We start from the raw sequence: 20,263 nt of genomic DNA, 5'->3' as shown, positions 1-20,263 counted from the left end.
CCAGCAGGTTCACTTCAGCGCCGCATCCAACGGCATCCGCGCCATATGCATCGCCTTCAACGAGCCGAAATACAACCACGGCCCATACTCGCGCACCGTGGTAATCGGCGAGTAATTGCCACTGCTCGCATCCTGCAGATTGGCGATCACCTTGCCGTCCAGATCCAGCCCCAGAACAAACCCGCGCTTCTCCACCGGTTTCGGTAAAACCTTCAGCGCCCGCACGATCATCTTGCGCACGAATGGATGCCCCGCAGTGCCATCAAGCAGAGCATTGCGCGGCGCATACAACGCCACCCAGAACCGATTGCTGCCATTGAACGCCAGGTTGTCCGGCAGCCCCGGCAGGTTGTCGATGAACAGGTCGTGAGTGCCGGCTTTCGGCCCGGTCAGCCAATAACGGCTGATGCGATAGGCACCGGTTTCGTTGACCAGCACATAAGCATCGTCCGGGCCGAGGGTCACGCCGTTGGCAAACTCAAGCTTATCGAGCAGCACACTGGTTTTGCCGCTCTGAAAGTCATAGCGCAGCAGACGTCCATCGCCGCCGTGCTCAATGACCGCCTCGCCGTCATGGCCATAACCCCAGCGACTGGAAGCATCGCTGAAATAGGCGTAATGCCCTGACTTGTCGATGGCCACGTCATCAGTAAAACCGAAGGCCAGTCCATTGGCCTCCGTGGTCAAAGGAACCAGCTGACCTTGCGCATCGAGGGACAGCAAGCCCTTGACCCCATCGGCAATGACCAGCAAGCCGTTCGGATGCCGGGCCAATCCCAGCGGTCGGCCACCGGTGTCGGCGAGTACTTTGCGTTGCTGGCCGTCGAGGCTGGTGCGGATCAGTCGGCCGTCGTGCAGTCCGGTGATCAGGAAGTCACTCTCCAGCAGCAAGGCTTCCGGTCCCTCGATGTCGCTCGGCCCGACCTGCACTGCGCCTTTGAGTTTCTGATTCTCGGCGTAGAGACCTTCTTTCAGCGAAGGTGCTGGAGGCGGCGTCCAGGCCACGGGTTCGACTTTGGTCGGCATCAATAATAAGAACGCGATGACGATGAGGATCAGCAGCAACAACAGATGCCGTAGCTTCACGCGCTGGCCCTCGTCGATGCCAGGTATTGCGCGGCCATGTCGCGCAGCGCCAGCATCGATGCGGCGGATTCGCGCTCGATGCGCCGTTTCAGCAGCAGGTGATTGGCGATGCGCATGCCCAGACCGCCGAAGCGATAATCCAGCGTGCGCACAAACCGCGTGCCGCTGCTTGCCGCGCTGCATTCATAGGTCAGCAGCAACGACAATCCATGATCGCCTTGCGCCCGCGCGCACCAGCGCCGACCGGGCAAATACTCGGTGACCTCCCAGCTCAAATGGCCTTCACGTCCACCCGCGTGAATGTCCTCTTCGAAGCGCGAGCCGGCATGCAGCGGGCCGTGGGCGCCGTCGATTTTCAGCGAAGAGGGGTGCCACTCCGGCCAGCGACCGACGCTGGCGGCGTAGGCGAGCACGGCAATCGGGTCGCCAGCGATATCGATGGTGTGCTGCATACGGGTCATGGGCATTCTCGAATAGCTCAAAGGGGCGGTTTCCGGCTCCCAGTACAGGGTGCCGAACAGGTAGTCCATCAGCGGCAGAACGATGTTGAAGTTGCGCTCCTGCATGCGCTCGCGGCGGTGATGCAATTCGTGCAGACGGCGCATCTGGCGGATCCACGGCAGGCGGGTCAGCGGGTTGTGCGGCGGCAGGTGTTCGCAGGCGTGGAATATTTCGTAAGTCAGATAACCGAGGACCATGCAGCCGCCGAACAGTCCGGCGACGTTGGCGTTGGCTTGTGCGATCAGCCACCACAGCGGCAGGGTGATCACCAGCGTGTGCACTACGATCAGCCAGGCGGGAAACAGAATCACCCGCCAGTCACGGGCACTGTCGTAGGTCATGTGGCCGGGGGTGAAGAAGCTGTGATGATCGCCGGCATGCCGGGCGTAGAACATTTTTGCGAAGGCTTTTTTGTGGTGGCCGAGATGGCGATGGACCATGTACACGCCGAAATTGAACAACAGCAGGGTCAGCGGCACTGTCAGCCATTCCAGCAAGCTGACCTGCTGCACGCTGCTCCAGAACCCACCGATGGCCAGCACCCCGAACAACAGCACGAAGACGCCGTGCAGCCAAGGGTTGTACAGCGGATGAATGGCCGCACGGTAACGGCTGCGGAATATCTCGGTGGTCTGCCTCACTGCTTCACCTGCGGGTATTGTTGTTATACCCGGCAGATTAGCCGATCCGGCCGTTTGTGCAGGCCGGACCTCGATGGCACATGCGCCATGCTCCGGTGTAATGCTGCCGCTTCAGCTCAAAGGGTTCCAGCGTTGCGACCAGTCGTCATCGGTGCGGATCACTTCGCGCAGCAGGTGGAAGGCTTGCTGCAGCGTCGCCGAATCGCGATCGCGTGAGTAGACAAGGTAAGTCGGGTAGCCGAATTCCGGAGCTTTGGTCACCGCTTCGAGGGCGCCGCTTTCCAGATAGGTGCGCACCACACGAGTGCGGAAGTAGCCGCTGCCGCCGTGCTCGAGAATGTATTGCAGAGCCAGCGGGCCGAGGTTGAAACTCAGCGCCGCTTTGGCTTTTTCCGGCAGGGCAGCGTCATGCTGGCGGCGGAAGTCCGGGCCCCAGTCGATGTAGACGTAGGGATCGGGGCGATCGGGAGCGCGCACCAGAATCAGTTTTTCTTCCAGCACTTGCTCGACCTGCAAGCCCGGCCAGTATTCCGGCTGATAGACCAGTGCGGCGTCGAGCACGCCGAGTTCGAGCTGGCGCAGCAGGTTTTCGCCGTCGCGGATTTCCATGCGCAGGGCATGCCCGGGAATCTTCTCGCGCAGTTCCGCCGCCCAACTGAGCATCAACGGGTTGCACAGGCTGACTTCGCCGCCGATGTGCAGCACGTTGTGATAACCCTCGGGCAGTGGCAGGTCGCGGCGCGCCGCTTCCCAGGTCTGCACCAGCTGATTGGCGTAGACCACAAAGGCCTCGCCATTGGGCGTCAGTTTCGCCCCGGCGCGGTTGCGCACGAACAGCGTACTGCCTAGTTGGCTTTCGAGTTTCTGCACCCGGGCGGTGATTGCCGTTTGCGTGACGAACAGCTTTTGCGCGGCTGCGGCGAGACTGCCGTGACGGACGATTTCCAGGAAGGTGCGAGCGAGATCGATGTCCATGGGCGGGCCGGTGTTTGAGGTGCGGCATTGTAACGGCAAAAGCCCCTCATCGGATCGCCGCCCGCCTAACCCTCTCCCGGAGGGAGAGGGGACCGATTGGGGGATATTGAAGCAATGCACTGACTTGAACGATCAGCGTTGAATCCATAATCGACTCGATTTTTCAGGTCGATGCAGGGCGCCAGACACCTCGGTCGGTCCCCTCTCCCTCTGGGAGAGGGCTAGGGTGAGGGTGAGGGAAAATGCAGTCACCGCCAAAATCAACTGGCCAACTCGGTCAAACGCACCCGCGCCCACTCTTCAATCAACCGCGCCGGCGTGCCACACACCTTACGCTTGAAGACAAAATTTCGGCACTTCTCGGCAAACTGATGGCGGTTGTAGAGCATGTCCTCCTGCATCTCCTGCAACTCGGTTTCGCGGCATTGCTGGATCAACGCCTGATCAACCCGCGCCTTGCGCTCGCGCACCGCGGCATAGGTCGGATCGCTCAGCACAGCATTGGCCCGTTGCAGCAACCACAACGAAAACTCGTCCGGGCAGCGCGGGCCAACTTCCTGAACCATGCCCAGTTGCCACGCCTGCACCGCGCTTACCGGCAGGCAAGCCTGGGTCAATTGCTCGGCCATCGCCGGGCCGACGGCGCGGGGCAGGCTGTAGGTCCAGTATTCGGAGCCGTACAAACCCATGCTCTTGTAATGCGGATTGAGCACGATATCGGCGCGGGCAAACACGATGTCGGCCGCCAGTGCGAGCATCACGCCACCGGCGCCCGCGTTGCCGGTGACGCCGCTGACCACCAGTTGCCGGGCCGTCAGCAGTTCTGCGCAGACGTCGTCGATTGCCTGAATATTGGCCCAGGCTTCGGCGCCAGGATCCTGCGCAGCTTGAATTACGTTCAGATGCACGCCGTTGGAAAAGCTGCCGCGCCCACCCTTGATCAGCAACACCTGGGTATCACGGGACTTGGCCCAGCGCAGCGCGGCGACCATGCGCTGGCATTGCTCGGTGCTCATGGCGCCGTTGTAGAACTCGAAGGTCAATTCGCCGACGTTGCCGGATTCGCGATAACGAAGCGGTTGATAGGCTTCGTCACTGAACGGCTGTGTAGCGATCGACCAGTCCAGCACCGGCACGTCGGTCAGTTGCCCGGCCAACAGGTGCCGCGCCGGTTGCTTGAAGGTTTCTTCGCCAGGTTGCGGTTTACGCCGCAGTGCGCCAATCCACAAACTTTGATCACCCGCTGCAACCAGCACCGCATCGTCATGCACCGCGAGAATCTCGCCGGGCATGCCGCTGCGCGAATCGAGGTGTGCGTCGTACACGTAATACTGACCGCCAGCGAGGCTCGCCAACACACCGGGCTGGCCGTCGGCGGCATCGATGCAACGTTTGATGAAGCGCGCGCAATCGTGCCAGCTGAAACTGCGGTCGACCTGTTTCATGTTCGGTTGCAAGCGCCCGCGCACCTTCGTATCGGCGTAATCCAGCGCCACCGGCTCAAAGCCTTCGACGAATTTCTCCACCACTTCGCGTATGCAGCGAATCGCCGCGTCACTGACCCGACCGTTGTACAGCTCGGATTTGCGCAGGCCCGCTGGCAGATTGAATTCGCAAGTGGCCCACACCGGGCCGGCGTCCATTTCCTCGACGGCCTGCAGCGCGGTGACGCCCCAGCTCGGCAGCTCGTTGGTAATTGCCCAGTCGAGGGCACTGGCGCCGCGATCGCCGACGATGCCGGGATGGATGATCACCACCGGACGCTCGGCGTTGCTCCACAGTGCCTGCGGAACGCGGTCCTTGAGGAACGGGCAGATCACCAGATCCGCGCCACTGTTCTCGATCTGTTCGCACACAGCCTGTTCATTGGTAAACAGTACGACGCTGGGTGAATGCCCGGCCTCGCGCAGTTCCAGCCAGGCGCGTTGGGTCAGACCGTTGAACGCTGACGACAGCAGAATGATGTTGAGTGGTCGCATGCTTGCTCTTCCTTGAGTGGATTCAGCCACGGGCTCTCGCTGAGCCGTCCTTGGCTTTCGATGGAGCCGCGAGATTAATCAGTGGCCGGCCACGCGCCAGTGACCGAGGTCAACGTTGTGTCAGCCAATGTTTCTGCGGCGACCAAACGCCTTATGCTCAATGGTTTGCTTGTGCTGATTTTTTATTACTTCAAATGTCTTCGAGGCTATTGCACAGTCGCGCCTGATCAGAGCCGGACGATCCCGGCAGAACGATGGTTTTTCGCAGCGGGTGGGACCCGTTTCAGGGAGCAAGGCATGGGTGGGTACAACCCGCATTACCAGATCATCGGGCAGATGTTCCAAAAGGACTATCGCTGGCTGTGCGCTGCCGTTGGCCGCACGCTGGGTTGCCCGCACAGTGCGCAAGACATTGCCTCGGAAACCTTTTTGCGGGTATTGGCACTGCCGGACCCCACGGCCATTCGTGAGCCACGCGCGCTGCTGACCACCATCGCCCGGCGGCTGGTGTACGAAGGTTGGCGCCGTCAGGACCTTGAACGCGCTTATCTGGACAGTCTGGCGCTGGCGCCCGAGCCGGTGCATCCGTCCCCTGAAGAACGCGCGCTGGTGATCGAAGCACTGCTGGCGGTCGATCGCCTGCTCAATGGGCTGTCGGCCAAGGCAAAAGCGGCGTTTCTCTACCATCAACTCGACGGTTTGACTTACAGCGAGATCGGCGAGCGCCTCGGCGTGTCCACCAGCCGCGTGCAGCAATACATGGTCGAGGCGTTCAAGCGCTGCTATCAGGCGATGCAGGCATGAGGCCGGACGAAGCGGTGATCGACGAGGCGGCGCAATGGTTGGCGTTGCTGCAATCGGGCGAGGCGGGCATGGCCGAGCGGGCCGCATTCGAGGCTTGGCGTGTTGCTGATCCTCGGCATCAGCAGGTCATCGAGCAAATGGGCGGCGGCCTCAATCTGCTGCGTAACCCGAGCCTGCGCAACGTGCCGCGCAACAGCCTGCTGCACAGTCTCAATGCGCCGTCGAGTCGGCGACGCTTTATCAGCGGCAGTCTGAGTGTGCTCGGCATTGCGCTGTTGGCCGGGTTGCTCGGACGGCGCTACGGCTGGCTGCCGGAGGCGGGGGAGTTGTCGACCGGAACCGGCGAGCGACGTGACTTCACCTTGGCCGACGGCAGTGCGCTGACCCTCAACGCACGCAGCCGTGTGGTGCCTTTGTTCGATAGCCAACAGCGCCTGCTCGCCTTGCGCAGCGGTGAGTTGTTGGTCGACGTAGCGAAAGATTCGGCGCGACCCTTTGTGGTCGAGACCGGGCACGGTCGCATGCGTGCACTGGGGACGAAGTTTCTCGTGCAGTACAGCGAGGAGGCGACGCGATTGGTGATGCTTCATTCGCAAGTTGAAGTAGTCACCGCAGGTGGCGCGCGGCAAGTGGTGGCGGCCGGCGAAAGTCTGCTGTTCAACGGCGCCGGGTTGCTGTCGCTGGAGCGCAGCAACGGCCAGGAAAGTGCCTGGGTGCAGGGGCGCCTGGAAGTGCACGACCGGCCTCTGCGCGAGGTCATCGACAGCCTGCGCCGTTACCGTCGCGGCATTTTGCATCTGAGTCCGGAAGTCGCCGATCTGCGCCTCAGCGGGCTGTATCCGCTCGACGACAGTGATCGCACCCTGCAACTGCTGGAGCACTCGCTGCCGATCCGCGTGACTTGGCACAACCCGTACTGGGTCAGCGTCGACGCGCGGTTATAAATCCATAACTTCTTGGCCTAATCGCCGCCCTATAAAAAGCGCTGGCCCGCTGCTCATTCCCTGCAGATGCCTCCAACAGGGAAACCCTTCGATGTTCTCATTCAAACAACAATTACCTCGATTGACCCTCGCCGCTGCCTTGGCGCTGGGCCTCAGTCCACTGGCGGCAGTCGCTCAGGAACCTGCTGCGGCGGTGTTCACCTTCGACATCGCTAGCGGACCGCTCGACGAAGTGCTGCTGGGCATCTCGCGGCAGAGCGGTGTGCCGATTTCCTTCAGTCAGGAGCTGGTGCAGGGCAAACGCAGCGCGGCAGTGCGCGGCGCGTTGGGCGGTCGTCAGGCAGTAGAAAAAGCCTTGCTCGGCAGCGACCTGCAAGTCGAGCAAAGCGCTCAGGGCCTGACCGTTCGCGCAGCCGATGCGCCGGTGAAAGTCACTGCCGTGGCACCGGTCACCAGCGCCGATTACCGCATGGAAAAAGTCACCGTCACCGGCTCGCGCATTGCCCGCGCGCAAAGCGATGGCGCCACGCCGGTCAACGTCATCACCCACGAAGAAATGGAAGCGCGCGGCTACAAAAACGTCTACGACGCCCTGGCCACGCAAACGCAAAACACCGGCATGACCCAAGGCGAAGATTACGGCAATACCTGGCAACCGGCGGCCAGTGCACTCAACCTGCGCGGCCTCGGCCCGAACCATACGCTGGTGTTGATCAATGGCCGTCGCGTGGCCGATTACCCGACGCCATACGACGGCAAGGTCAACTTCACCAACCTGGCGAACATTCCGTCGGCGGTCATCGAACGCATCGAAATCCTCAGCAGCGGCGCCTCGGCGATTTACGGCTCGGACGCGATCGCCGGGGTGGTCAACATCATCCTCAAGGACAAGATCAACGGCGTCGACGTCAATCTCAAGGGCGGCACCAGTGAGCGCGGCGGCGGTGACAACCAGCGTTTGCAGATCAGTGGCGGCGGAAGTTGGGGCGACTTCGATGGTTTGTTTGGCCTGGAGCTGACTAACCGCGATCCAATCTGGGCCGATGACCGTGGCTTTATGCAAAACGGCCCGCTGGCGGACGTCGGTTACCGCCGCGACCTGAGTAACAGTCGCTATCTGGGACCAGGTTGCGGCGCCTATCAGGGCACCTTCGACAACAAACTGGTCAACAGTGGCGGGCGCTGCCGTACCGACCAGATGTACAACGATTACTGGACCGTGCAGACCCAGAAAGAAAACTACGACGGCTACACCCGTGGCACCTGGCATTTCAGTGACAGCGGTCAGGTCTTCGCCGACCTGATGTACGGCCTCGACCATATCCAGAACAACACACGCGGGCCGACCTTCACCTCGCCGGACTTCATCAACCAGAACAGCGGCAATCTGGAACGCTGGTATCGCCGCTTCGGTGAGGAAGAGATCGGCGGACGCACCAGCAATAACAGCAAGTGGCGCGATACCTCGTGGACCGGCACCCTCGGCCTCTCGGACAAGATCGCCGACACCGGCTGGAGTTACGATCTGGCGGCCAATCGCTCGGAGTATCGCAGCGTCAGAACCACTCGCTACACGCCGCTGGCATCGATTCAGGATTTCTACCTCGGTCCGCAGTTGGGTGTGAGCGGCGGTTATCCGGTGTTCGCCCCGGACGCCTCGCGGCTCGACCGGCCACTGACGCCACAGGAGTGGCAGCAGTTTCGCGGCAACCTGACCCAGAGCAGCAAGTCGGTATCGACCAGCTACAACGCTTCGGTCAACGGTGATCTGTTCGATCTGCCGGCCGGTCCGGTGGGCTTCGCCGGGGTGCTGGAGGCGGGCAAGCAGGAATACCGTGTCGATCCGGATGACGGCCTCAACGACGGCACGTTCTACGGCGTAAGCCCACAGCAAAGTTCCGGGGGCTCGCGCAAGCGTTATGCGGCGGGCGGCGAGTTCAGCATTCCGGTCACCGACACGATTCTGGCGACTGCCGCCGGGCGCTGGGATCAATACAAGTTCAGTGGCCGCACCGAGCAGCAGAAAACCTACAACCTCGGGCTGGAATGGCGCCCGGTGACCAGCCTGTTGCTGCGCGGCAGTTACGGCACCAGTTTCCGTGCGCCGGACCTGAACTACATCTATCAGTCCGACAGCAACGGCTACTACCCGGCGCAAATCGATTACTACGGTTGCAGCCAGGGCGTGGAGGGCGCCTGTGATCGTGGGCGGGTCGACTACACCCAAAGCGGCACGGCGAACCTGGAGTCGGAACGCGGTAAATCATGGACCTACGGATTTGTCTGGTCACCGTCGCGCAATTTCGATTTCTCCACGGATTTCTGGCGCGTGGAGATCGACGATCTGCTGACCACCGTCGATGAAAACCGCTTGCTGCAACAAGAGAACGAGTGCCGCAATGGCACTCAGGACATCAACTCGGCCAATTGCCAATCGACGCTGGCGCGCATCGATCGCAACGCCGGCAATGCGGCGGTCGATCCGAACCAGCTGAATCGCGTGCGGGTCAACGCGATCAACGCCGCGAGCGAGCGGGTCAGTGGTCTGGACTTCAAAAGCAACATCCGCTGGGGCGCCGGGCAGTACGGTGCGTTCAGTTCGGCGCTGGGCTACACCCTGGTGCTGTCGCATTACTACAAGGAATCGGGAGAGGCGCCGACACAAGACTGGCGCACCTCACGCACCAACTACGACTGGCGCAGCAAGGTCAACGCCAGCCTGACCTGGGATTATCAGAAAGCCACGGCGACGCTGATGGGCATTCGTTACGGTTCGGTCACCAACGGTGCGGGGGACGGGCGCCTGTCGCCGTGGACAGTGTTCAACGCCAGCGCGCGTTACAAACTCAATGATCGGGCGAGTGTCGGCCTGACCGTGAACAACGTGCTTAATCAGGTTAAACACGACGACTCGGCGGGGTGGCCGTACTACCCGACTGGCAACTATGACCCGTACGGACGGCAATGGTGGCTCGATGTGAGTTATCACTTCGGCGGCTGATGGCTGGAATTTCGCGTTTACGTCCTACGGAAATTGGCGATTTTTGCGGCAAGCAGGGGATATTTCCGACGACTTTTTCAGGTTGGTCGTCGGAAGCGCGACCTATAGCATCGGACCTGACATTGAAGTCGCTGAGCGGCTTGAACGCTCAGGCTCCCAGATAAAGGATCGATTATGCGTACCCCTCACATCGAGCATGAAACGCCTGCTTATTCTCATCGGTATTTTTGGCGCGATGATCGCGCCAGGTGCCCTATGGAGGATGTCGCGATGCCCACAGTACAAACACCTCGGCTCACGGGGCTGAAAAAGGCCGACGGAAAACCTGTCGAGTTGCTCGTGAACGGCCAGAACATAGACGACGATGCCTTGCTGATCGTCCACCTGACTGACCAAGGCTTTGAATTGAGCGACGTCGTCAACATGCTTTCAACCTCCGAGCTATATCTGCAAGGCGACATGGTCAAGCGTATCACCGGCAAATCTGTCAGAACCGTGCGCCGTCTCCTGAAGGAGGGCAATCCGGTACGGCTTGACCCGCAGCAGAGTGTCGTCGCCTACCAATACGCATTGGTGCTGGAAATGGCCATTCGGGCATTCGGGGGACAGCCACGGGCGGAGGAGTGGATGCAGAAGCCCACCCCTTACCTGAACGGCCACGTGCCGTTGGAGTTGACCCGACACCCACTGGGTTTCCAGAGGGTGGAGCAACATTTGGGTCGGCTCATTTACGGGGTTACTCCATGAATCCCTTGCCCTGGGATGAACGTTGGTATGCGTGGCGACTGGATCCCGAGGTATACCGATGTACGTGGGACAGCGGGATTGGTTCAGAGGTGAACGGAGGACGGTGGAATGCACCCGGCCGGCGTGTCGTTTACGCCTCAGTCGATCCGTCCTCTGCCATTCTGGAGGTGGCCGCTAATCGCAGTTTTGATGTGCTGGACAAGGAGCCTTATGTACTGACCTGCTTTGAAGTTATCAGCGACGCAAGGGTCAGAATCGTACAGCCGGAAGAGGTGCCGAATCCTTACTGGCTGAGTCCAGCACCGCCTTCACCCAATCAACAGCGGTTTGCCGACGCTTTGCTGGCTGAGCATCCATTTGTACTGATCCCATCAGCGGCAACCCGGCATTCGTGGAATTTGCTGGTGAGTTGCGATCTGGCAGAGGGGCAGTTCAAGATGATCTCTCAGGAGCGTTTCGGGCTGGATACCCGCTTGTTGAAGGAAGTGGCATTGGCTTGATACTGAGGCATGGCATTTTTTGCATAACCTCATCACCCAACGGTCTAAACCGTCCTCTATAAATCCTGATTCGTCATCGCACATCCCTGCATAAACCAAAACGCAGGGATGGCTGTTCATGATTCAGTTTTCACCCGTCAAATCACCTTTGAGCCTGGCCTTGCTGCTGGCAATCAACACGCTGCCGGCCATCGCCGCTGATAGCGCGGCAACCGAACCGACCACTCAACTGCAGCGTGTCGAAGTCACGGGGACGGCAATTCGCCGGGTCGATGCAGAAACAGCGGTACCGGTCACCATCCTGCGCGTCGAAGAGCTGCGCGAGCAGGGCGTCACCACCACCGAGGAACTGGTCAGCCGCATTTCCGCCAACCAGTCTTCGGTTGGCTCCGGACGTTCGGTGGGCTCGAGCAGTGGCGGCGCGTCCTATGCAGACTTGCGTGGCATCGGCCCGAACAAGACGCTGGTGCTGCTCAACGGTCGCCGCCTGAGCAACAACGCGACCAACGCGATCAATGGCTCGGGTGTTGACCTCAACACCATTCCGTTTGCCGCCATTGACCGCGTGGAAGTGCTGCGCGATGGTGCCTCGGCGTTGTACGGCACTGATGCGATTGGCGGAGTGATCAACTTCATCACCAAGACCAGCCTCACCGAAGGGCAGATCAGCACTAACTACGACACACCGACGCACTCCGGTGGCGGTGAAAGCCGCAACTTCAGCGGCAGCTGGGGCTTCGGTGATTTGCAGGATGATCGCTTCAACGTGTTCGGCGTGGTCAGCTACGACAAGCAGCAACGTCTGGCTGCTGAGGATCGCGGCTACACCTACAACTATCAGCCGAACCGTGGACTCGACTACACCTCCGGCACCGCATCGCCGGCCAACTGGAGTCAGGGCAGTAACGCCACCAACCCCTTGGCCGGCTCCGGCTGCAACGCACCGGGGTTGCTGGCGCGCAACGGCATCTGCCGGCAGAGCCTGTGGAACTACCTCGATCTGGTGCCGGAAACGGAGAAGACCTCGGCCTTCGCCAAAGCCACCGGCAAGCTGTCCGACGATCACAACGTCAGCCTCGAATACTTCTGGGCGCAAAACGAAAACCGCACGCAAATCGGCCCCGGCACCTTGATGGGTAATCAGGTCAACCCCGGTACGACGTTCTATCCGGGTAACGGCATCACGCCGGGGCCGAACGGCTTTGCCCTCGACCCGACGCAACCGGTCGACGTGAACTGGCGCGAAACCGCCGTCGGCGCGCGCCAGCACGAAGACGACAACACCAGTCAGCGCTTGCTGCTGAGTTTCGACGGCACGCTGGTCGGTTGGGATTACAACCTCGGTGCCTCGTACAACCAGAACAAAGTGGTCAACAGTATTCAGGACGGTTACGTCAACGACCGCGCCGTCAGTGCCGGTATTGCCAACGGTGTGATCAATCCGTTCGGCCCGCAGACGGCTGCCGGCTCGGCGCTGTTGGCGGCCAACGCGGTGGACGGCGATTACGCCACGGCGGTCGGGCGGGTGAAGGCTATCGACGGGCGCATCAGCCGTGAAATCGGCGACTGGTTCGGTGCCGGCCCTTCGGCACTGGCGTTGGGCGGCGAATACCGCAAGGAAGATTTCCATCAGGATTTCGCGCAGTTTGCCGGCGACGTGCAAAGCCTCGGTGTCGATCCCAATGGCAGCGTGGCCGGGGATCGCAGCGTCTCGGCCGAGTACGCCGAGGTCAACGTACCGGTGCTCGACAGCCTGGAACTGTCCGCCGCCGTGCGTCACGACAAGTACAGCGACTTCGGCAGCACCACCAATCCGAAGTATTCGTTCCGCTTCCAGCCGTTCAAGGAACTGGTGGTGCGCGGTGCCTACAGCGAAGGGTTCCGCGCGCCCTCGTTGTATGAGTTGTACAACCCGACCTTCACCAGTTTTACCAACGCCAACTACAACGATCCGCGCTTGTGCGCTGGCGGCAATCCGAGCAATGGCGGTATCGCCAACCGTGATTGCGCGCAGCAGTTCAATCGCACCAGTGGCGGCAATACCGACCTGAGCCCGGAAACCGCGCGCAACGTTACCCTCGGGTTCGTCTATCAACCGTTCGAGCGCCTGAGCGCCGGGCTGGATTTCTGGTGGATCGACATCGCCAACCAGATTGCCGAATTCCCCGAGTCGGCGGTGTTCGACAATCCTGAGCTGTACCCGGATCGCCTGATCCGCAAGCCGGACGGCTCCATCGATCACATCGTCACCGGCCTGGCCAACCTCGGCAAGATCAAGACCAACGGCGTCGACGTCAGCTTCGATTACCGTCTGCCGAGCACCCCGTACGGCAATTTCGGCATCGGCCTGCAAGGCACTTACGTCACTCGCTATGACTATCAGCAACAGCTCAAGGGCGACTACATCGACAAACTGGGCGATTTCCGTGGCGGCGACTTTGCTTCGGCGGGCGCCGTGGCGCGCTGGCGGCACAGCCTGACCGGCAGCTGGAATTACGGCCCGTTCGGCGCCGCACTGACCAACCGCTACACCAGCGGTTACCACGACTCCGACCGCGACACCCACGACTACGTCGGCTCGTACAACGTCTGGGATCTGGCCGGCACCTACACCTGGCGCAAGACCCTGAGCGTGACCCTCGGCGCGAAAAACCTGTTCGACCGCGAACCACCGTTCAGCAACCAGACGTACACGTTCCAGAGCGGCTACGACCCGAAATACGGCGATCCGTTTGGGCGGACGCTGTACACGCGGGTCAGTTACAAGTTCTGAAACCAGCCCTGTAGGAGCTGCCGAAGACTGCGATCTGTTGATCTTCCAATGGCGATAGATCGCAGCCTTCGGCAGCTCCTACAGAACGGGCTTTAGCAGTTGGTGCGGATTTTAGTCACCTATTGATCTAAAGCCCGCCCTATAAAAATCGCCGGCCTGTTGCACATCACAGGTAGGCAGAAGGTGTATTGGCTGTTCTGGCCTCATCGCTGGCAAGCCAGCTCCCACATGGGATTTGTGAACACCACAGACCCTGTGGGAGGTGGTTGCCAGCGATGAGGCCAGTAGCAGCACCGTGTAAAAGGATCTGCCCATGTTCTCCAGGCTCATTTTATTCAGCGCATGTGCGCTTTTAACGCCGTTCAGTTGGGCCGCACCGCAACCCGCGTTAACGGTCTACGGCGAACCCGCCAAATACGCCCCCGACTTTCAGCACCTGGCTTACGCCAACCCCGATGCACCGAAGGGCGGCAGCCTGCGCCGTTCTTCGCTGGAAAGCGGCCCGTTCGATCACCTGATTCCCTATACCGACAAAGGCACTGGCGTGGCCGACATCGATGGCTGGCTCTACGCACCGCTGGCCTATCGCAGCAAGGATGAGCCCTACAGCGTCTACGGTCTGGTGGCGCAGCAGATGGAGCTGGATCCGGATCGCCGCTGGATACGCTTCTACCTGAACCCGAAGGCGCGTTTCGACGACGGCACGCCGATCACCGCCGAAGACGTGCGCTACACCTTCAACCTGTTCACCACCCAGGGCAGCCTCAAATACCGCCAGCAGTTTCGCGATGTCGCTGAAGTCGTCGTGGAGTCGCCGACGCAAGTGCGCTTCCTCTTCAAGAACAACGACAGCCGCACCTTGCCGCTGGATCTGGCGACACTGCCGGTGCTGCCCGAACATTGGTGGCGGACCCGCGATTTCGCCGAGGGTGGTGGTTTCGAGATCCCGCCCGGCAGCGGTCCGTATCGCCTCAGCGCGGTGGATGCCGGACGCAGCGTGAAATTCCAGCGGGTGCAGGACTGGTGGGCGAAGGATCTGCCGATCACGCGCGGTTTGTACAACTTCGATCAATTGAGCGTGGAGTTCTTCGCCGACACCGACGTGTCACGGCAGGTGCTCAAGGCCGGTGGCTTTGATTACAACCGCGAATTCTCCGCCACCAGTTTCACCATCGGTTACGCGGGGGTCGCACTGGAGCAAGGCAAATTACTCCGCGAACATCTTGCACCCGGTGCTGCGCAAGGCGCGCAGGGCTTTGTGTTCAACCTGCAGAAACCGCCGTTTCAGGATCGTCGCGTGCGTCAGGCGATCGCCATGCTCTGGGATTTCGAGTGGACCAACCGACAGATGATGCGCGGCATGTACCTGCGTCAGCGCAGCTTCTTCTCCCACAGCGCACTGGCGGCCACGGCATTGCCGGATGCCGAAGAGTTGAAGATTCTTGAGCCGTTGCGCGGACAGATTCCCGATGAAGTGTTCACCACGGTGTTTGAAGCACCGAAAACCGATGGCAGCGGCAACGTCCGCGCCGAACAGTTGCAGGCTTTGAAATTGCTCGAAGCCGCTGGCTGGAAACCCCGTGGCGATCAATTGGTGAACGCCAATGGCGAGCCGCTGCACTTCACGTTTCTCAATGGCCAGAAAGGTTTCGAACGACTGTTGTTACCGTTCAAACGCAACCTCGCGCAGATCGGCATCGGCTTCGATATCCGTCAGGTCGACACCGCGCAATACACCAACCGCGTGCGCAATCGCGACTACGACATGATCGTCGCCGGTTACCCGGTGAGTCAGGCGCCGGGGCGCGAGATGTTCAATTACTTCGGCTCAGATGGCGCCGCTGATCCTGGCTCGAACAATTACATGGTGCTGCGCGATCCAGCCATCGATGCCCTGCTCGAAGGGCTGGTGCGGGCCGACAATCGCGAGAGTCTGCTGCGCCATGCTCATGCGTTGGATCGGGTGTTGCAGTGGGGCTATTACTGGGTGCCCAACTATTACCCGCCGGGGATTTCCACGGTGTGGTGGAACCGCTTCGGCCGACCGGCGATTGCGCCGCTGTACGACGCCGGCCTCGACACCTGGTGGGAAATCAGCTCGACTGCACTGACCACAAGCGAGATGCACAAGGAGTACAGCCATGTGGGGTTATAGCCTGCGGCGTCTGCTGCTGATCGTGCCGACCTTGTTCGCGATCCTGCTGGTCAACTTCGTTATCGTCCAAGCCGCGCCCGGTGGCCCGGTGGAACAGGCCATCGCGCGCTTGCAGGGAATTGGCGTCGGCGCGGCGGTGGGTTCCAGCCATGTCGAAACCGTCGGTGGCGAGTCTCGCGCCACCCGAGGGCTGGACCCGAAACTGCTGGCCGATATCGAGCGTCAGTACGGCTTCGATAAACCGGCCAGCGAGCGTTTGTGGCTGATGCTCAAAAGCTATGCGCGACTGGATTTCGGCCAGAGTTTCTTTCGCGGTGCCAGCGTCACGCAACTGATCTGGCAGAAACTGCCGGTGACCTTGTCGTTGGGCGTGTGGGCGACGCTGATCACCTATCTGGTGTCGATTCCGTTGGGCATTCGCAAAGCCGTGCACAACGGCTCGGCGTTCGATGTCTGGAGCAGTGTGGCAATCATCATCGGTTATGCGCTGCCCGGATTTCTCTTCGCGCTGCTGCTGATCGTGGTGTTTGCCGGCGGCACGGCGCTGGACTGGTTTCCGGTACGCGGGCTGGTCTCGGACAACTTCGCCGAACTGTCGCCATGGGCCAAGGTGGCCGACTATTTCTGGCACTTGGTGTTGCCGGTGATTGCCTTGGTCATTGGGGGGTTCGCCACGTTGACCATTCTGACCAAGAACAGCTTTCTCAATGAGATCTCACGACTGTACGTGGTCACAGCGCGTGCCAAGGGACTGAGTGAAAAACAGGTTTTGTACGGGCACGTGTTTCGCAATGCGATGCTGCTGGTCGTCGCCGGTTTGCCGCAAGCCTTGGTGACGGTGTTCTTCGGCGGCTCGCTGTTGATCGAAGTGATCTTTTCCCTCGATGGTCTCGGCCGTCTCAGTTACGAAGCGGCGGTGGCGCGCGACTATCCGGTGGTGTTCGGTTCGCTGTTCATCTTCACCCTGTTCGGCCTGCTGATAAAACTGCTCGGCGACCTTTGCTACACGCTGGTCGACCCGCGCATCGACTTCACCGCGAGGGTTGCCTGATGTTGACGTTATCTCCGATCGGCCAGCGCCGCTGGGCGCGCTTCAAGACGCATCGCCGTGGTTGGTGGTCGTTGTGGCTGTTTCTCGCGTTGTTCGGCCTGAGCCTTGGCGGTGAACTGGTGGCCAATGACAAACCGCTGCTGGTGACGTATCAGGGCGACTGGTATTTCCCGGCGTTCAAGCGCTACACCGAGCAGGACTTCGCCGGTGAGTTGCCGTTTCAACCGGACTATCGCAGTGCTCAGGTGCGGCAATTGATCGAGGGGCAGGGCGGGCGAATGTGGTTTGCGCCGATTCCGTTCGCGTTCGACACGGTCAATTACGACCTGACGGAGCCGGCGCCGAGTCCACCCAGCGGCGACAATTGGCTGGGCACCGATGATCAGGCGCGCGACGTGCTGGCACGGGTGATATTTGGCACCCGCGTGTCGCTGCTGTTTGCCTTGGCGCTGACGGCGGCGAGTGCGCTGATCGGCATCGCCGCGGGGGCCTTGCAGGGTTACTACGGCGGCTGGGTCGACCTGATCGGTCAGCGCTTGCTGGAGGTCTGGTCGGGGCTGCCGGTGTTGTACCTGCTGATCATTCTGTCCGGGTTTGTCGAGCCGAATTTCTGGTGGCTGCTGGGGATCATGGCGCTGTTTTCCTGGTTGAGCCTGGTCGATGTGGTGCGGGCCGAATTCCTGCGCAGTCGCGGTCTGGAGTACGTGAAAGCGGCGCGGGCGCTGGGTGTAGGTGATGCGCAAGTGATCGTTCGGCACATCCTGCCCAATGCCATGAGCGCAACGCTGACTTATCTGCCGTTCATCCTCACTGGGGCAATCGCAACCTTGTCAGCACTGGATTTTCTCGGTTTCGGCATGCCGGCGGGCAGCGCTTCGCTGGGCGAGTTGATCGGCCAGGGCAAGAGCAATCTGCAAGCACCGTGGCTGGGTTTCACCGCGTTCTTTGCGTTGGCGCTGATCCTCTCGCTGCTGGTATTCATCGGCGAAGCCTGCCGCGATGCGTTTGATCCGAGGACTTGAGATGCCTGAACACTTGATTGAAATTCGTGACCTGCGCGTCGCCTTCAATGGCCAGTCTGTGGTGCACGGCATCGACCTCGATATCCGCCCCGGCGAGTGCCTGGCACTGGTCGGCGAATCCGGTTCGGGCAAATCCGTCACGGCGCACAGCATTCTGCAATTGCTTGACCCGGCCATCACCCGGATCGACGGCAGCATCCGCTATGACGGCACGGAACTGCTGGGCGTGCATGAGCGCTACTTGCGGCAATTGCGTGGCAACCGCATCGCAATGATTTTTCAGGAGCCGATGAGCTCGCTGAACCCTTTGCACACGATTGAGCGGCAACTGGGTGAAAGCCTTGCGCTGCACAAGGGGTTGGCTGGAGCGGCTGCACGTCAGCGAATTGTGCAGTTGCTCGAACTCGTGGGTATTCAGCGCCCGCGCGAGCGGCTCAAGGCCTATCCGCATCAACTCTCGGGCGGTCAGCGCCAACGGGTGATGATTGCCATGGCGCTGGCTTGCGAGCCGCAGTTGTTGATTGCCGACGAGCCGACCACCGCGCTGGACGTGACCGTGCAACGCAAGATTCTGCTGTTGCTCAAAGAACTGCAGGAGCGCCTGGGCATGGCGCTGTTGATCATCAGTCATGATCTGAATCTGGTGCGCAATATCGCTCAGCGGGTGGCGGTCATGCGTGGCGGGGTGATTGTCGAACAGGCGCCCTGTGAACAGTTGTTCAGCGCGCCGCAGCATCCTTACAGCATTGAGTTGCTCAATGCCGAGCCGGGTGGTGAGGCATTGTGCCGTGAGCCCGCCGAGGATTTGCTGGAGGTGCGCGATCTCAATGTGCGCTTCCGTTTGGGCGGTGGATGGCTGCGGGCGAAGTCTTGGTTGCACGCGGTCAACGGCATTGATTTGCATCTTCAGCGCGGCAAGACTTTGGGGATTGTCGGCGAATCCGGTTCAGGCAAGTCGACACTGGGCCAGGCCATTCTGCGTTTGCTCGATGCCCAGGGCAGCATCCGCTTTCAGGGCGAGGCGCTGGAGCACTTGAGCGGCAAGCAACTCAGACCGCTGCGCAAACGTCTGCAAGTGGTGTTTCAGGATCCGTTCGGCAGCCTCAGCCCACGCCTGTGCGTGGAGCAGATCATCGCTGAAGGTTTACAGGTGCACAGCGATTTGAACGCCAGCGAGCGTGAGAGGGCAGTGATTGAAGTGTTGCATGAAGTCGGTCTCGATCCGGCTACCCGCCATCGCTATCCCCACGAGTTTTCCGGTGGTCAGCGGCAACGCATCGCCATTGCCCGGGCGCTGGTGCTCAAGCCCGACTTGATCCTGCTGGATGAACCGACGTCGGCACTGGATCGCACGGTGCAAAAGCAGATCGTCGCGTTGTTGCGGCGTTTGCAGGCGGAGCACGGCTTGACCTATCTGTTCATCAGCCACGATCTGGCGGTGGTGCGCGCGTTGGCCCATGACTTGATTGTGATGAAGGACGGTGAAGTGGTGGAGCGTGGCGAGACGAGTACGCTGTTTCATGCGGCGCGGCATCCGTATACCCGGGAGCTACTGGCCGCTTCGTTCACCGGGTAACCCTGTAGGAGCTGTCGAGTGAAACGAGGCTGCGATCTTTTGACTTTGCTTTCTAAAAAAACAGGGTCAAAAGATCGCAGCGTGCCGCAGCTCCTACAAGGCCGAAACGCAAAAATCCCGCCACAGGGGGCGGGATTCTTGTGTCACTGAACGCGTTATTACGACGGGAACAGCTCGGACAGTTTCATCGACAGCATCATGTCGCCTTCAACGCGCAGCTTGCCGCCCATGAAAGCCTGCATGCCGTCGGTTTCGCCGCTGACGATACCTTTCAGGGTTTCGCTGTCCAGCACCAGCGTGCAGTTGGCGTCCGGGTTTTCGCCTTCCTGGATGTCGCAGGTGCCGTCTTTGACGATCAGCGAGTACTGCTTGTCTTCGTCAGTGATGTTGAAACCGAAGACCAGATCCAGACCGACAGCAGCGGCTGGGTTGAACTTGGCTTGCATTGCTTTTACGGCATCGGCTACGGAGGTCATGGTTCGATCCTTATGAGGTTGATTACAGCAAG

General features: G+C 60.8%; 15 protein-coding genes. 10 read left to right on the top strand and 5 right to left on the bottom strand.

What is annotated here, in order from left to right; all coding sequences use genetic code 11:
- Positions 1-9 precede the first annotated feature (9 nt).
- The 4 genes from ACM6JQ_RS26185 to ACM6JQ_RS26170 all read right to left on the bottom strand — a co-directional run bounded on the left by ACM6JQ_RS26185 (position 10) and on the right by ACM6JQ_RS26170 (position 5,182).
- Complete coding sequence (locus ACM6JQ_RS26185; RefSeq protein WP_007912546.1) at positions 10-1,086, bottom strand: SMP-30/gluconolactonase/LRE family protein; 1,077 nt, start codon at positions 1,084-1,086, stop codon at positions 10-12.
- Positions 1,083-2,228, bottom strand: coding sequence for a sterol desaturase/SRPBCC family protein (locus ACM6JQ_RS26180; protein WP_414894933.1), 1,146 nt, complete (start codon positions 2,226-2,228; stop codon positions 1,083-1,085). The genes ACM6JQ_RS26185 and ACM6JQ_RS26180 overlap by 4 nt, the downstream gene beginning before the upstream one ends.
- Before the next feature lie 111 nt (positions 2,229-2,339).
- The gene (locus tag ACM6JQ_RS26175; RefSeq protein WP_007912548.1) at positions 2,340-3,203 is read right to left on the bottom strand and encodes a LysR family transcriptional regulator; all 864 of its coding nucleotides are present in this window, start codon (positions 3,201-3,203) and stop codon (positions 2,340-2,342) included.
- A gap of 260 nt (positions 3,204-3,463) precedes the next feature.
- Positions 3,464-5,182, bottom strand: coding sequence for a hydrogenase maturation protein (locus ACM6JQ_RS26170; RefSeq protein ID WP_414894932.1), 1,719 nt, complete (start codon positions 5,180-5,182; stop codon positions 3,464-3,466).
- 297 nt (positions 5,183-5,479) lie between these two features.
- Here ACM6JQ_RS26170 and ACM6JQ_RS26165 point away from each other — a divergent pair, with 297 nt between their 5' ends.
- The 10 genes from ACM6JQ_RS26165 to ACM6JQ_RS26120 all read left to right on the top strand — a co-directional run bounded on the left by ACM6JQ_RS26165 (position 5,480) and on the right by ACM6JQ_RS26120 (position 19,755).
- Positions 5,480-5,986, top strand: coding sequence for a sigma-70 family RNA polymerase sigma factor (locus ACM6JQ_RS26165; RefSeq protein ID WP_007912551.1), 507 nt, complete (start codon positions 5,480-5,482; stop codon positions 5,984-5,986).
- A complete protein-coding gene (locus tag ACM6JQ_RS26160) occupies positions 5,983-6,930 on the top strand; it encodes a FecR domain-containing protein (RefSeq protein WP_414894931.1) in 948 nt (315 codons plus the stop codon). The genes ACM6JQ_RS26165 and ACM6JQ_RS26160 overlap by 4 nt, the downstream gene beginning before the upstream one ends.
- 91 nt (positions 6,931-7,021) lie before the next feature.
- Positions 7,022-9,931 carry a TonB-dependent receptor domain-containing protein gene (locus ACM6JQ_RS26155; RefSeq protein ID WP_414894930.1) on the top strand — a complete coding sequence of 970 codons (2,910 nt, stop codon included), beginning with the start codon at positions 7,022-7,024 and terminating at the stop codon, positions 9,929-9,931.
- A gap of 270 nt (positions 9,932-10,201) precedes the next feature.
- On the top strand, positions 10,202-10,678 hold the full coding sequence (locus ACM6JQ_RS26150) for an antitoxin Xre/MbcA/ParS toxin-binding domain-containing protein (protein ID WP_007912557.1): 477 nt from the start codon (positions 10,202-10,204) through the stop codon (positions 10,676-10,678).
- The gene (locus tag ACM6JQ_RS26145; RefSeq protein ID WP_095113386.1) at positions 10,675-11,178 is read left to right on the top strand and encodes an RES family NAD+ phosphorylase; all 504 of its coding nucleotides are present in this window, start codon (positions 10,675-10,677) and stop codon (positions 11,176-11,178) included. Before ACM6JQ_RS26150 ends, ACM6JQ_RS26145 begins: the two co-directional genes overlap by 4 nt.
- Before the next feature lie 118 nt (positions 11,179-11,296).
- The gene (locus ACM6JQ_RS26140; protein ID WP_414894929.1) at positions 11,297-13,951 is read left to right on the top strand and encodes a TonB-dependent receptor; all 2,655 of its coding nucleotides are present in this window, start codon (positions 11,297-11,299) and stop codon (positions 13,949-13,951) included.
- A 313-nt stretch (positions 13,952-14,264) separates the two neighbouring features.
- Entirely contained in the window at positions 14,265-16,106 is a 1,842-nt protein-coding gene (locus ACM6JQ_RS26135) for an extracellular solute-binding protein (RefSeq protein ID WP_414894928.1), read from the top strand.
- Positions 16,093-17,157 carry a microcin C ABC transporter permease YejB gene (locus tag ACM6JQ_RS26130; RefSeq protein WP_095113383.1) on the top strand — a complete coding sequence of 355 codons (1,065 nt, stop codon included), beginning with the start codon at positions 16,093-16,095 and terminating at the stop codon, positions 17,155-17,157. Before ACM6JQ_RS26135 ends, ACM6JQ_RS26130 begins: the two co-directional genes overlap by 14 nt.
- Positions 17,157-18,179 (top strand): ABC transporter permease, encoded by a 1,023-nt coding sequence (locus ACM6JQ_RS26125; RefSeq protein ID WP_095113382.1) that lies wholly within the window; start codon positions 17,157-17,159, stop codon positions 18,177-18,179. The genes ACM6JQ_RS26130 and ACM6JQ_RS26125 overlap by 1 nt, the downstream gene beginning before the upstream one ends.
- Before the next feature lies 1 nt (position 18,180).
- A complete protein-coding gene (locus ACM6JQ_RS26120; RefSeq protein ID WP_414894927.1) occupies positions 18,181-19,755 on the top strand; it encodes an ABC transporter ATP-binding protein in 1,575 nt (524 codons plus the stop codon).
- A 158-nt stretch (positions 19,756-19,913) separates the two neighbouring features.
- On the opposite strand, the gene ACM6JQ_RS26115 is transcribed toward ACM6JQ_RS26120, so the two are convergent.
- Positions 19,914-20,231 carry an SCP2 sterol-binding domain-containing protein gene (locus ACM6JQ_RS26115; RefSeq protein ID WP_095113380.1) on the bottom strand — a complete coding sequence of 106 codons (318 nt, stop codon included), beginning with the start codon at positions 20,229-20,231 and terminating at the stop codon, positions 19,914-19,916.
- Positions 20,232-20,263: the final 32 nt, after the last annotated feature.

The sequence above is a fragment of the Pseudomonas sp. IT-232MI5 genome (assembly GCF_949767845.1).
In the GTDB taxonomy this organism is placed as follows: domain Bacteria; phylum Pseudomonadota; class Gammaproteobacteria; order Pseudomonadales; family Pseudomonadaceae; genus Aquipseudomonas.
The sequence above is the reverse complement of the archived record's forward strand: the minus strand, read 5'-3'. Positions and strand labels throughout refer to the sequence as shown.

Coding starts and splice junctions, on each gene's coding strand:
- ACM6JQ_RS26135 (WP_414894928.1), top strand. CDS start 14,265: ATGTTCTCCAGGCTCATTTTATTCAGCGCATGTGCGCTTTTAACGCCG.
- ACM6JQ_RS26155 (WP_414894930.1), top strand. CDS start 7,022: ATGTTCTCATTCAAACAACAATTACCTCGATTGACCCTCGCCGCTGCC.
- ACM6JQ_RS26165 (WP_007912551.1), top strand. CDS start 5,480: ATGGGTGGGTACAACCCGCATTACCAGATCATCGGGCAGATGTTCCAA.
- ACM6JQ_RS26150 (WP_007912557.1), top strand. CDS start 10,202: ATGCCCACAGTACAAACACCTCGGCTCACGGGGCTGAAAAAGGCCGAC.
- ACM6JQ_RS26115 (WP_095113380.1), bottom strand. CDS start 20,231: ATGACCTCCGTAGCCGATGCCGTAAAAGCAATGCAAGCCAAGTTCAAC.
- ACM6JQ_RS26160 (WP_414894931.1), top strand. CDS start 5,983: ATGAGGCCGGACGAAGCGGTGATCGACGAGGCGGCGCAATGGTTGGCG.
- ACM6JQ_RS26120 (WP_414894927.1), top strand. CDS start 18,181: ATGCCTGAACACTTGATTGAAATTCGTGACCTGCGCGTCGCCTTCAAT.
- ACM6JQ_RS26130 (WP_095113383.1), top strand. CDS start 16,093: ATGTGGGGTTATAGCCTGCGGCGTCTGCTGCTGATCGTGCCGACCTTG.
- ACM6JQ_RS26125 (WP_095113382.1), top strand. CDS start 17,157: ATGTTGACGTTATCTCCGATCGGCCAGCGCCGCTGGGCGCGCTTCAAG.
- ACM6JQ_RS26140 (WP_414894929.1), top strand. CDS start 11,297: ATGATTCAGTTTTCACCCGTCAAATCACCTTTGAGCCTGGCCTTGCTG.
- ACM6JQ_RS26170 (WP_414894932.1), bottom strand. CDS start 5,182: ATGCGACCACTCAACATCATTCTGCTGTCGTCAGCGTTCAACGGTCTG.
- ACM6JQ_RS26175 (WP_007912548.1), bottom strand. CDS start 3,203: ATGGACATCGATCTCGCTCGCACCTTCCTGGAAATCGTCCGTCACGGC.
- ACM6JQ_RS26145 (WP_095113386.1), top strand. CDS start 10,675: ATGAATCCCTTGCCCTGGGATGAACGTTGGTATGCGTGGCGACTGGAT.